This window comes from Mycobacterium sp. 4858, from assembly GCF_900240975.1.
In the GTDB taxonomy this organism is placed as follows: domain Bacteria; phylum Actinomycetota; class Actinomycetes; order Mycobacteriales; family Mycobacteriaceae; genus Mycobacterium.
On the sequence record NZ_LT968775.1, the window covers coordinates 1091119 to 1103160 of the forward strand.

Genomic DNA, 12042 nt, shown 5'->3' on the forward strand with positions numbered 1-12042 from the left:
GATGGGCCGGCGGCTTTCCTGAAGGGTTTGAGGCATGCAACGCAGCACGCTCATCCGCACCTTTGCCGCTTTACGGTTCACTACCGGCGCCGCCGCCTGGCTTCTTCCGAACACGACGGCCCGGCTCATGGGGCTCAGTTCCGGTCGCGACCAGCCCTTCACCACTCAACTTTTCGGCTCGCGTGAGCTGACGTTGGCAGTCGCGATCACCGACGCCGCTTCTCCGCGGTTACGGACGCGCGCGCTGCAGCTAGGACTGCTCACCGATGTACTGGACGTCATCGCTGCCATTCGCGGGCTCCGGGCTCGCACCCTGTCGTCTTCCGGTGCCATCGTCGCCGGAGGTGGCGCGGCACTGTTCGCCAGCCTGGGAGTCGCGGCACTCAGCGGTCGAGAACAGTCGGCCTGCGGTTGACTGTGACTCGAACGCGGGGGCGCCCGCGAGAGGCGACTGCGGCCCGCAGATTGCTGACGATTCTTTGCGTGGTCACGGCCGCTGCGGGTCTGGTCATCGCGTGGCGCATCGATGAGCGGGCACAACCTTGTTGGAGCGTGCGGCAATTCGTCGATTTCAACCGCGACATGCAGGCCTCATTGAAAGCGAAGACGCGGTTCGCCCCGCCGGGCTCCTACGAGCAAGACTCGATACCCACTGACGCCGACTACCGGGCATGGCTCGACGGTCTCCAGGAGCGCGCCAACCAGGTGACCGAACCTGGCCTGTCGGCCCACGCGCAACGGGCTGCGGCGCTGGCGCGAGAATTCATGAAAGACGCCAACCAGATGAACGACGAGCTGGCCAGACAAGACCCGCTGAATGTGAAATTGCCGCCATCGGCCAAAGCGGCGGGTGAGGTTAACCATGAGTTTGGCGACGAGATGGCCGCCTTGGCGCGCGCCTGCCCCGCCTGAGCAGCTCGGCACGCAGAATAATGGCGGAATCGAAATGCCCCGCCCAACAAGCATATTGAGTCGGGTCTCCGGAACTTGGAATGCCTGATTGTTGCGGTAATCGGTGACGTGTTTGCCCGGTTCTTAGGTGGGGCTAGAAGATACGGCGATATCGACGAGCTCGGATGCCGCCCCGAATAGGTGACCTTGTGCCAACAGGCATCCGGCTTTGAAAACCGTTTCGGCCTGCTCGACTACTTCTATCCCTTCGGCGATCACGTCGAGCCCCAGCGCCTCGCACAAACCGATGACCGACCGGTACAACGTCAGGTTTCGGCCCGGCGCGACGCCCACTGCGAGGCCGCGGTCGAGCTTCACGATTTGCACGGGCAATTCGTGAAGGTACGTCAGCGAGTTGTAGCCCGCGCCGAAGTCGTCCAAGGCCACCCTGATGCCCAATTCGGACAACCGTCTGATCGCGGCCGCCCCGTCGGCGAGGTCAACGACGGGAACCGTCTCGGTGATTTCCAGGACTAGCCGGCGCGGCGATAAGCGGTGTCGCCTCAGCGTGCGGCTGATGACATGTTCGAATTCAACGCTGCCAAGTCGTGCGGCACCGACATTGATGTGGAGGTCCAGATGGAGGCCGGCGGCCTGGATCTCTGCGCAGGCCAGATCGAGCACCATGGCATCGAGTTGGGCCCCCATGCCATTCGCTTCGGCCAGGGAAACGAATGTCTGCGGAGGAATCTGTATCCCGCTTGGTGCTGTCCACCGGGCAAGCGCCTCTACCGCGACGGGGACGCCTTGTGGGAGAGACACCACCGGCTGATACTTCAGCCGAAAGCCCTCCGGAATGCGCCCCTTCGCGTGCCGGAGCGCCGTCGAAAAATCTTCCGACACGCTGAATGCCGGGTGGTAAACGACGGCGGTGTCCTTGCCCAGCCGCTTACCGGTGTACATCGAGATGTCGGCCTGCCTGAGCAGGTCGTCAGACGTCGGCGGGAGGCCATCACATACGGGGCTAACCAGGCCCATGCTGGCGCGCACCCGCACCGAACTCCCCTGCACCGAGAACGGGCTCCGTAACGCCACCCGTAGCGTGTCGGCGAAGATCTCGGGTGCCTCGACACCGCCTGGGATCAGGATGGCGAACTCGTCTCCCCCGATCCGCGCCAGCGTGTCACCGGGGCGGAGGCAACGCCCTAGGCGCTCGCTGATCGCGCATAGCAGCTCGTCGCCGGCGGCGTGCCCGAATCGGTCGTTGACCTCTTTGAAGTCGTCGATGTCGACGAAGATCAAGACGAACGGCCCATCGTGTATCGCTTCGTCCAGCCGCTGCGCCAACAACAATCGATTCGGTAGTCCGGTCAATGCATCGTGGTGGGCCTGGTGTGCAAGTCGGCGCTTGGCGTCGACGAGCTGTTCGGTCAACATCCGCTGTACACGCATCGCCACCACGTAGCGGGTCGCGACCAGCAGCGCCATCGCCAGATAAGTGCTGACGAAGATCGGATCTACCATTCGGCCGATGAGCACGTGGAACGCGAGGAGTGCGGTGCTGCCCATGAAGCCCACGTAAGGCAGCGTCAGCTGCGCCCAGTTGGTGGGTTGTTCCATCTCGTCGTGGGGCGGTCGGGGCCGCGGTGGCAGTTCAAGCAGGCTCCACGTGATCAACACCGGCGCGATGACGAATCCGGTGCCGATCCACAGGTCGAGCGTCGTCACTCCGACGCTCCGGAGGTAGGCCAGCAGCCTGTCCGAGGAGGTGAGGGTAATCACCGCGGCTGCAAGCAGCATGTAGTTCGCCCGGCCGGGCCGATACGGCGGATACCACATCGCAACAAGAACTGCGGCCACCACCACGACGAGCTCAACAGCGGCGATGCCGAAGACCACTGCGGAATTCGTCGACCGCGGCAGCGCGGCGCCGCCCATGGCGCCCAGACGGGCGACGTACACCAAGTGGCAAAATGCCAGGGTCACCAGCGAGCCATCGAGGACGGTGGTGATGACCCCCGGCCACATCCGTAGCGATGTTCTATCGCCGGCATGGTTGCCGGCACGCACGAGAAGCACCATCGCGGTGCCGAATAACAGTCCGGCGAGAAAGTAGCCGATGACGGCTGGTTGCGGCGCGGTTGCCGCGCGGTCCTCGGCTCGACTCAGCCACGAAAGAAACTCGGCGGTCAAAAAGGTAGCGATCGCCACGAGGAGCGCGACCCGCCACCACCGCCACAGGCCGGTCACCCGGCGCGTGACGGCAAGCCCAACGAGTAACGCGCCGAAACAGATCGTTGCTTCGAGGACAAACTGCACACGTTGCGCCGTCGCGACTCCCCACAGCCCGAGCGCGTTGAACCCCGCCGCGGCGACGACGACCGCAGATAGCCCGCGACACAGGCGACGACTCCCAAACGGCAACGCGCCCCCTCCAGCCCGCGGCGTTGACGCTCAATATCCTGACAGAACAATCTGATGGCTGGACCGTTATTGCAGGATTACTGCACGCGGTTTCACCGGCAAATTGGCAGACCGGCCAGCCGAATGGTCGCAGGTCGCAACAGTCCCGTTACCACCCGTCCGTCTGTCCCCGCCGACGGACCCGCCTAACCGCAAAGTCCGGTAAACGCGGCGGAATTGCAGACGGTGAGCGTTAGCAATGGCTTAATCCGATTGCACACAAACAGGTTTCGTTTGCCGATTATCGGGCGGGTCGTCCCGACTAATGATTCAAGGTCGAGGATTGGGTTGACATGAGCACGGGTGGGCGGATCACCATTGCCATCAGCGTCTGCTGGAAGGTGTGTCCCGGCAACCTTTCTGGAATGACCGGCGGGTCGGCGGCACGGATCCCCGCGGCCTACCACGACTCTCCTACCCTCAACCGGCACCCACCAGGTTGCCGGTCAGGTCGGCACCGGAAACGGTCTGAGCCCATTCCAACAGCTCATCCACGTTGAGTTGAGGCTGAATTCCTGCGGTACCCGCGAGGCCCGGGGACGCCAGGCCGACCGCGACGGGGGCCCCTGATGCGCTCGACGAGCTAGGTATGGGCGTGACGGTGGTGACGCTGACGGTCCCGAAGACGTTGGTGATGGACGCGCCGGCGGGGCCGGCGATGGCGGTTGCGGTGTTTGCGAAGGTCTGGACGGCGACCTGTTCAGTGCCGACAACGGGGAGCGTGGCGGAGCCGTTGACGAGATTGACCAGAACCTCCTGGAACGATCCGGGGGCAAGGACGATCGGACTCGAGCCGGCGGTGACGTTGACGCCCTCGGGGATCAAGACACCGCCCTCGGAGCAGTCGATAATCGTGTGAATCGTGCTGCCGGGGTTGACGATTACGGTGCCGAAGCTGATGAGGTTGGTGCCGGTCCCGGTGATCGTGATCGACCCGCTGTTGAGGTACATGCCGGTATCGGCCCCGACGGCGATGGTGTCTCCCGGCGCGACGGTGACAGTTTGGCCCGGAACGACGGGCCCGACGGTGTCGGCGGTGGTGGAGCTGAGGGTGTGCATCGTCGCATTGGTCGAGGCGATCTGGTGTGTCGCGCCGGCGGCGTTGCCGGCGGCCTGCGCCACGGTCTGGGCCTGGGCGCCCTGCCCTGCCGGGTTGGTCGTCTGCGGCGGCTCGTCGAACGGCGCCAAGCTGCTCGCCGTCTCGGCCGCGGCGGCATATCCATACATCGCTGTGGCGTCCTGCGCCCACATCTCCATGTACTGGGCTTCGGTGGCCGCGATCGCCGGGGTGTTCTGTCCGAAGAAATTGGTCGCGATCAACGCCATCAACTGCGCCCGGTTTGCCGCGATCACCGGCGGGGGCACCGTCATTGCGAACGCCGCTTCGTAGGCCGCCGCCGCCGCGTAGGCCTCGGCGGCGGTTTGCGCAGCCTGAGCGGCGGTAATAGACAGCCACTCCACATAGGGTGTGGCCGCGGCCGTCATCAGCACCGACGAGGGGCCGGACCATGCCTGGCCGGTCAGTCGGGCCAACTCGGCCGCGTAGCCGCTGGCGGTGGATTCCAGCTGGGCGGCCAACGCGTCCCAACCTGCCGCGGCCGCCAGCATCGGCCCCGACCCGGGCCCGGCATACATCAGCCCGGAGTTGACCTCCGGAGGCAGCGACGCGAAGTCCATCTCGTCAGTCCTCTCCGCGGACGGGCGGTGGCTGGTTCAAGAGCCACTCGAGGACTTTTCAACGGCCATAGAATAACTCTCACGGGGAGCGTACATCCGCCGTGTCACCTTTTCAATAAGTATTGAAATGATATGGTTCGCCCGTGTCGTCACCTGGGAAGATGGTGAAGCGCCGCGGTAGACGCCAAGGCGAGCCGGTATCGCGCGACGCGGTCCTTCGCGCGGCAAAGCGGCAGTTCGCCATGCATGGCTATGACAAGACGACGCTGCGGGTGATTGCCGACGATGCGCGAGTAGATCCGTCGATGGTCCTCTATCTCTTCGGCTCGAAGGCGGCATTGTTTCGCGAGTCGATGAAGTTGGTGTTGCCGTCTGACCTGCTCACGACTGAGCTCGCCCGAAAGGACGACGACTTGGGCTGCCGCGTGGTGCGGACCTACCTTGGCCTCTGGGAGCAACCCGATACGGCCGCGAGCATGGCGTCGATGGTCCAGTCCGCGACGACGAACAGCGATGCCAACGATGCATTTCGCGGTTTCCTGCACGACTATCTGTTCACTGCGGTGTCCAGCACCTTGGGCGGTGGTGAAGAAGCGCGACTGCGCGCGATGCTGGCCGCGACCAACCTCGTCGGCACCGCGATGCTGCGATACATCATGCGTGTGCCGCCTCTGTCGACGCTCGGGGTTGATGAGGTGGTTCGGTTGGTGGGGCCCGCAGTGCACCGCTTCTTGACCATCCCCGCCGAGGAGTTGGGGCTGGATCTGCCGTCGCAGTAAGCCGGCCAAGCGCCGATGCCGCGGTCGATGCGTCGACTACACCGCGGTCGCCTCGACGATGCTCAGCGGCGATACCGTGTCGACGACGCGGTTCAACCGGAAGCCGGCTCGGCTGAAAAGCCGACCATATTCGTCCGCGGTGCGTTCGCGGGCGCCGGCGACGACCAGCATTTCGATGTCCACCCACTTGCCGTGGAAGTCGCGGTCGTGGTCGGGAATGACAAACTCGCAGAGCAACAGTCGCGCGCCGACGCGGGTCGCGGTGCGAACGTTTTTCAGGATGCGGACCGCGTCTTCCTCGGACCAGTCGGGATGACGTTCTTGAGCACATACGCGTCGCCGCCCTCCGGCACGGAATCGAAAAACGAACCCTCGTCGATCCGGACGCGGTCGTCGACACCGTACTTGCGAAACAATTCGGGAGCGTCCGCCACGACCTGCGGAAGATCGAACAGCACACCACGCGAATTCGGGGCCGTCTCCAGGATCGCCGCCAACAGCCGACCGTGTCCCCCACCGACATCGACGATCGTCCCGAAAGCGCTGAAGTCGTAGGCCGCGGTCAGGGGCACGGTCGCGAACTCGGACACGTTGGTCATGGCCGAGTTGAAAATGTCCCCTAGCTCCACTTCGTCAGCCAGGTACTCGAAGGCCGGTTTGCCGCGAAGCTCGGGGACCACCGCGTTCCCGGTCCGGATCGCGTCGGTCAGGTGGCTCCAGTGCTCGCGATGTTGGGGCGACCCAACCCACCGCGCCATCCCGGCCATTGACACGGGCGCATCGGTGCGCAGAGTGTCCGAGAGCGGGGTGAGTGCATAACGCCCATCGCTGCGCTGGCAGAAAATCCCGATGCCGATCAGCGCGCGCATGAGCCGACTCAGGGCGTCGGCGTTCGCGCCGACTCGGTTCGCCAGCTGCTCACCAGACAGCGGGCCATCCGCCAGGGCGTCCGCCACGCCGAGATCCGCGGCGGACGTAATCGCTTGAGCAACCCACGCATTCACGATCAACTCCATCATCACCGCTGTAGGCGGAGCGAACCGTTGGCGCAACCGCGAGAGGCGATGACGGACCTGTTCAACGGCTCGCGCGACCTTGACCGGCGGAACCTTGGACGTCAAGCGACTACCTTTCTCGTTCGCATTCGCCACGATTGGCGCGCTCCGCGGCTGAATTCTCTGTAGGACTATGCCCGCAAGTTCGCTCTATTTCAATGGGTATTGAAATAATGCTTCGATTCATCTACGGTTTGGACAGGGGCCGGATGAACGGAGTCGTCATGTCACGTCTAGCCACAAAGGTCGTCGTTGCCGCGGTCCTCGCATTTACTGCAGTAACAGCTACCGGATGCCTCCCCACGACCAGCGTGCAACCGCCCCTGCAACCGCCCCTGGGCGTCGCGGCCGGGTAAAGGTGCATCGCGCCGAAAGGCCTAGCGGCACTTCGTGAGGCAGCCCTCCAACGAGCGCCCCACGCCGTTGGATCCAAGCGTCACCGCGGGCCGGCTCGGCGGGCAGATGACTTACGGCCATGCCTGGCGTCGTGCACGAGTCCGGGGTTACAGTGGGGCTCTCGGTCGCACCAATAGCGCGCGAATTCAATTTCGGTACGGGCGGTGATGAAAACAATGACCGGCACACTGCACAACGAGCACCTTCAGCACGAACACGTACACGGCGCGGGATGCGGTCACGTCGCGATCCCGCACGGTGACCATGTCGACTACGTCCACGACGGTCATGTTCATCGGCAGCACGAGAACCACTACGACGAATGCGAACCGGCCGGCCACACGGTGCACGAGCACCACGATCACCGGCACGGCGACGGATGTGGCCACGTCGCGATCCCCCACGGCGACCACGTCGACTATGTGCATGACGGCTGTCGGCACGCCGCGCACGACGGACATTACGACGAGCACTGACACCCAGACCACAAAGGGGACTCAGCGCTCGCCGTCGTGCACTGCTCCGGCAGCCGCCGCGGCCCACCGCGTTAGGAGGCGAGCAGCAGCGCGGTCGTGACGAGCATGACGGCGGCGGTCACGCCGTGGACGCCCCAGGCGATCGACTTGGAGCCGCCGTTGCGCAACACAATGGCCGCGTCGGCGACCGGAATGATGGTGGCCGCCAACATCACCCAGCCGACCAGGTGGGTCGCGCCCGCGACCATCAAAATGATGACGACTAGCCCCGAGGCGATGTCGCGCACGCCTTTGGCGCTCAAATACGCGCCCGCACCCGGTTGGTCCGGATCGGGCAGCACCCCGTAGCCGGGGGCGGCGACACGCGGCGCGACGAGGAAGCGTGCGCCGATGAAGATGATGCCCGCCGCGAGCAGTCCGGCGAGCGTGTAGCCGATGATGGTGACGGTCATGTCGAGCACTCCTGTGGGTTTGGTCAGTGAATTGGTGAAAACGAGGTCGGGTCAAGCAGTGTCGTCTGGACGTCGACGATGTCACCGACGTCGAAGCCGGCCATGTCGGCGGCGAATTCCGGGCTCGCCATGATGTGGCGTGTGAGTTGTTCGGGGTCTGCGCCCGGTGGGTAGCGGATCAGCGCGACGAGCCGGTTTGAGCCGCCGCTCTGCTCGGTCCACACACCGGAAGTGGTCACTCCGAAGGTCTCGAAGGTCGCGAGATGGCGGGCCCAGTGCACCGTTGCATACTGCTCCAGAGCTGCTGGCGACCGCAGAGTGTAAATCCTGAGCTGAAACATCGAACTCGGTTCTCCTTCAGTCGAACCCGGCCGGTTATGAGCCCGTCAGATCGCTAGCGCGACGCACAGGGCGGCCACGGCCAGACCCTGGAGCACCGCGCGGGCATCGATGACCGAGTCCCACTTCGCTTGCAGCACGCGCCCGCTCGGGAGTGGTTGTCCGGCGTCGGCGGCCGCTGTCAGTCGTCGATTGATGGGCGCGCTGAGCTGTGTGTAGAGCCCAAGCCAGACCAACAGCAACACCAGTGCGGCGGCCGCTGCTATCGCCTGCGGCCAGTGCGCGGCGACGATGGCCAGCACCGCGCTCGCCGCGGCGGCGACGATCCCGAGTACGCCGGGCACGGGCATTCGCCGATCTCCGTATCGATGCACCCTCCCCATGACCGCGACCAACGCGTCGTTGTCGATCGCCGCCAACGCCGGCCGCAACACGATCGCGGAGAACACATCGGTGCCGTAGACCACCGCGGTGCCCAGCACCGCGATCAGTGCGACAGCACGCGTGACGAAATCCAAGTCCATTTCGATCTCCCCTCACTGGCAACTGCTAGCGACGCTAACCCTTCCGCCGGCCGGCGTCAATAGCAATGCTAGATTTTCTAGTCGTGCTACCATTCGGGCATGGCCATCGAAGATCGTCGTGAGCGTGAGCGCGCCGCCAGGCGGCGGCTGATCGTCACCACGGCCCGCAGGCTGGCCGAGGCCGAAGGCTGGGATGTCGTCACCACCCGCCGGCTGTCGACCGAAATCGAATACAGCCAGCCTGTGTTGTACAAGCACTTCACCGGCATGGAGCAGATCGCCGACGCCGTCGCCGTCGATGGATTCGGCGAACTCGCAGACGCGATTCGGGCCGCCCGCTCGGACGCGGGTGGGGCCGCCGACGCCCTCACCCGGATCGCCCAGGCCTATCTCGACTTCGCCCGCGACAACCCGGCGGTTTACGACGCGATGTTCGCCCGCACGACCACGTTGCGCTTCGCCGCCCAAGACACACCGCCTCAGCTGGCAGCAGCGTTCGCCGAGCTGCGTCACGCGGTCCGCCTGGTCGCCGATGAGCGGGATGCCGACGCGCTGACCGAGGTGTTGTGGGCCGCACTGCACGGACTGGTCAGCCTCACCCTTACCGGACGGCTACGCCCCGGCTACGACTCGGAACGCCTTCAGCTGCTCGTCAGAGAGTTCACCGGCGGGCGAGGACCGACGCATTAGCCCAAACCAGGCAGCTCATCCAGCGCACGTTTGTTTGCTGATCCGGTGGATTTCAGCGCCGGGATTGCCGCGGGAGTACAGGATGTCATGCGCTTGGCGGACGAACGCATGTACGCCAACAAGCGTGCGCGCGACCTGGCCGCCGACGACTCGATGCAGAGCGATACGGCAGGCCACCATTAGGTGCGTCGCTGCTACTTGTGCCGGTAGTTCACTCAAATCTGTTGTGAGACAAGCAATTCCGGGTCTTTGAGGATCTCAGACCCTGCTATCAGAAACTCTTTGCACCACAACTCCCCCACTCCGTCGGACCAGTCGGGCAGCACCATCGACGCGTGGTCGTTCGCCGTGCCCAATGCGACGTGAACCAGGGGACCGAGGACTTCGCCGAATGACGCGGCGCATTGCGATTCGCGGTCAGCCGCGTCCGCGGACTGCATCCATGGCTCCAACGCACGCCCCAGGTCCGCATCCGCGTCACGCTCATAGGACGCAAGGTATTGACCGACGGCTAACGGGGCTACCGGCCGGCTCACCACACCTGTGCGCTGCAGGGCCGCCGCACCCTGGTCCGAACTACGTTGTGCTTCCACCTCCCGAAGATCGAGTTCGACGGATGCCACGCGTCGAAAATCGGAAGCCACCTGTTCTAAGAAAAGCCGTGCTGTCATGCCGGCGTTGGCTCGTTCTGCGATCTGGGCGCCCGATGGCAGGAGCGGACGAGAGAAGCGATCAACCCGGTCGAGCTGCCCGTCCCAGGCGAGCGACGCGGCCGAGACGACACGAACCAGTTCTGATTCCCTGGGGTCGCGCGTCGAGGGCGCCGCCATCACGATGCCGGCCCGCAACCTTCGCACCTCTTCCTCGAGTGCCCGCGGTTTGCGTTCGGGCGTCGTCGAGATGCCCAAGATGGTCGCTACCGCGGAGGCCAGCTCCGGCAAGCCTGCCCTCAGGAAGTCGAGTTGGTCCTCCTCGGTTTGATCTGCTTTGTCACTCAAGGCGTCTGTCACCACGCGCAGCACGAGCACTCGCTCACACAGGCCCAACGAGCGCATTGCGGAAGCGATGCCGAAGGATTCCATGTCGACGAGCACGGGCTGGGTCGCCGTTCCGGAGTACAGGGCCAGCGCCAGGGAATACGTCCAGTCCTCCCTGGCGTAGACCCGACCGCTCGAGTCGATCGGCACGGGTGCGACCCCTGGTGACACCTTGATTACTTTGTCGGTTGCCAGAACGTGCGCATCGGGAAGGTCCAGACCCGACACCGAGCCCGGAGCACCTGCCGACCCCGCCCGCATCTCGATCGCTTCGAGCGGAGCTTGCTCGTCGGGCTGCGTGCGGACGATCCACTTGTTCTTCAGCTTGACGACCTCGCCGTCGGGCGAGGCGACCACCACTCCCAACGACAGGTATGACACCCTCGCGGCCCGAAACACCTGACCCACATTCTTCGGATCGACCGTCCCGCAACAGCCGTAGAAGAGGTAGTAGTCGGCCCGGTTCTCCCGAGTCGATCTGCTGAGAGCGGCCGCGGCCACGACATTCCCCTGGGCGCTGAGGGGATGGTGTTCCACCCTGGCTGTCCGGCCGTCGGACAGGCGACCCTCCAGAACTTTTCCGCCCGGCGCTGCCGGCGTCCAGACCGTTGTGCGGTCTACCGGAAGGTCAACGTGAAGGCTTGCCAGCAAGTCGGTTACGGCGACTGCTTCGTTCCTGGTGAACGTGAAGATTGCCACCGTCACGTCCGCCACGGCCACATCGTAGACCCGCGAGAGCCGCGTGCGGGCGATTGTTGACGCACCGACGCCGCAACCCAATTGGTTACGGCGTCGTGGGTCCAGCGATTCGTTCCTACTAGCCCGCCGGCGGTACCACGGGCGGACGGCAGACGTTGGCGCCGGGGTCCCACCACCAGCCGTTGTCGCACGCAAGCGGTTGCGGCCCGACGCCAAGAGGCCGGCACACATTAGCCGTGGGGTCCCACCACTGACCCGGATCGCACGCTAAAGGCTGCGGGCCGACGCCGAGTGGCCGGCATACCTTGCCCGTCGGGTCCCACCACTCGTTGTCAGCGCAGTCCGCCGAACTCACCGCCGGCGTCGCGATCGTCACCGCTGCCGTCGACGCGAACGCCATCATGGCGACGACGACAAGGTGGCGAACCAACGTCCTCATCGTGGGCCTCCCCTCGTGCCTAACCTTCATCGAAGCGAGGCGGGGCGAAGGGGTCAAGAGCCCAGTGCACGCCGACGACGCTCCCGCGACCACGGCGGTCCTGCGATGAATTCCGGGTACTTCAC

At 64.9% G+C, this 12042-nt stretch carries 14 protein-coding genes and 1 pseudogene; 7 read left to right on the plus strand and 8 right to left on the minus strand.

All coding sequences use genetic code 11. The features are described from left to right. The first annotated feature begins 34 nt into the window (after window positions 1–34). Together C1737_RS05060 and C1737_RS05065 are read left to right on the plus strand one after the other, a co-directional pair. Window positions 35–415 (plus strand): hypothetical protein, encoded by a 381-nt coding sequence (locus C1737_RS05060; protein WP_102417404.1) that lies wholly within the window; start codon window positions 35–37, stop codon window positions 413–415. Between the two features lie 68 nt (window positions 416–483). Continuing rightward, entirely contained in the window at window positions 484–912 is a 429-nt protein-coding gene (locus C1737_RS05065) for a hypothetical protein (RefSeq protein ID WP_233214662.1), read from the plus strand. 123 nt (window positions 913–1035) lie between these two features. Here the strand turns inward: C1737_RS05065 and C1737_RS05070 are convergent, their stop codons facing one another. Together C1737_RS05070 and C1737_RS27415 are read right to left on the minus strand one after the other, a co-directional pair. After that, entirely contained in the window at window positions 1036–3210 is a 2175-nt protein-coding gene (locus C1737_RS05070; RefSeq protein WP_233214663.1) for a bifunctional diguanylate cyclase/phosphodiesterase, read from the minus strand. A gap of 564 nt (window positions 3211–3774) precedes the next feature. Next, window positions 3775–5031 carry a PPE family protein gene (locus C1737_RS27415; RefSeq protein ID WP_068092486.1) on the minus strand — a complete coding sequence of 419 codons (1257 nt, stop codon included), beginning with the start codon at window positions 5029–5031 and terminating at the stop codon, window positions 3775–3777. Window positions 5032–5192: 161 nt separating this feature from the next. Here C1737_RS27415 and C1737_RS05080 point away from each other — a divergent pair, with 161 nt between their 5' ends. Beyond that, window positions 5193–5810, plus strand: coding sequence for a TetR family transcriptional regulator (locus C1737_RS05080; RefSeq protein ID WP_067916944.1), 618 nt, complete (start codon window positions 5193–5195; stop codon window positions 5808–5810). A gap of 36 nt (window positions 5811–5846) precedes the next feature. On the opposite strand, the pseudogene C1737_RS05085 reads toward C1737_RS05080, so the two are convergent. Next, window positions 5847–6931 (minus strand): annotated as a pseudogene (locus tag C1737_RS05085) (methyltransferase). Between the two features lie 506 nt (window positions 6932–7437). Between C1737_RS05085 and C1737_RS27055 the strand changes: the two are divergent. Beyond that, window positions 7438–7737: a hypothetical protein gene (locus tag C1737_RS27055; protein WP_082972758.1), complete on the plus strand. Its 300-nt coding sequence runs from the start codon at window positions 7438–7440 to the stop codon at window positions 7735–7737. 71 nt (window positions 7738–7808) lie between these two features. On the opposite strand, the gene C1737_RS05095 is transcribed toward C1737_RS27055, so the two are convergent. Genes C1737_RS05095 through C1737_RS05105 form a run of 3 tightly spaced genes read right to left on the minus strand, consistent with a single transcriptional unit; the run spans window position 7809 to window position 9052 of the window. Continuing rightward, complete coding sequence (locus C1737_RS05095; RefSeq protein ID WP_102417792.1) at window positions 7809–8189, minus strand: DUF4267 domain-containing protein; 381 nt, start codon at window positions 8187–8189, stop codon at window positions 7809–7811. Window positions 8190–8212: 23 nt separating this feature from the next. After that, window positions 8213–8530 carry an NIPSNAP family protein gene (locus C1737_RS05100; protein ID WP_067916949.1) on the minus strand — a complete coding sequence of 106 codons (318 nt, stop codon included), beginning with the start codon at window positions 8528–8530 and terminating at the stop codon, window positions 8213–8215. A 45-nt stretch (window positions 8531–8575) separates the two neighbouring features. Further along, window positions 8576–9052, minus strand: a complete 477-nt coding sequence (locus tag C1737_RS05105; RefSeq protein WP_102417407.1) for a DUF1772 domain-containing protein — start codon at window positions 9050–9052, stop codon at window positions 8576–8578. Between the two features lie 99 nt (window positions 9053–9151). Between C1737_RS05105 and C1737_RS05110 the strand changes: the two genes are divergently transcribed. Beyond that, window positions 9152–9742 carry a TetR/AcrR family transcriptional regulator gene (locus C1737_RS05110; protein WP_102417408.1) on the plus strand — a complete coding sequence of 197 codons (591 nt, stop codon included), beginning with the start codon at window positions 9152–9154 and terminating at the stop codon, window positions 9740–9742. A 45-nt stretch (window positions 9743–9787) separates the two neighbouring features. Continuing rightward, window positions 9788–9925 (plus strand): hypothetical protein, encoded by a 138-nt coding sequence (locus C1737_RS26695; RefSeq protein WP_199182816.1) that lies wholly within the window; start codon window positions 9788–9790, stop codon window positions 9923–9925. A 32-nt stretch (window positions 9926–9957) separates the two neighbouring features. Here C1737_RS26695 and C1737_RS05115 read toward each other — a convergent pair whose 3' ends face one another. Beyond that, window positions 9958–11493 carry a hypothetical protein gene (locus C1737_RS05115; RefSeq protein WP_142393423.1) on the minus strand — a complete coding sequence of 512 codons (1536 nt, stop codon included), beginning with the start codon at window positions 11491–11493 and terminating at the stop codon, window positions 9958–9960. A gap of 103 nt (window positions 11494–11596) precedes the next feature. Continuing rightward, complete coding sequence (locus tag C1737_RS27060; protein WP_369804366.1) at window positions 11597–11878, minus strand: hypothetical protein; 282 nt, start codon at window positions 11876–11878, stop codon at window positions 11597–11599. Here C1737_RS27060 and C1737_RS26825 point away from each other — a divergent pair. Beyond that, complete coding sequence (locus tag C1737_RS26825) at window positions 11808–12026, plus strand: hypothetical protein (protein ID WP_197508976.1); 219 nt, start codon at window positions 11808–11810, stop codon at window positions 12024–12026. The two genes, C1737_RS27060 and C1737_RS26825, sit on opposite strands and share 71 nt — an antisense overlap. Window positions 12027–12042 lie beyond the last annotated feature (16 nt).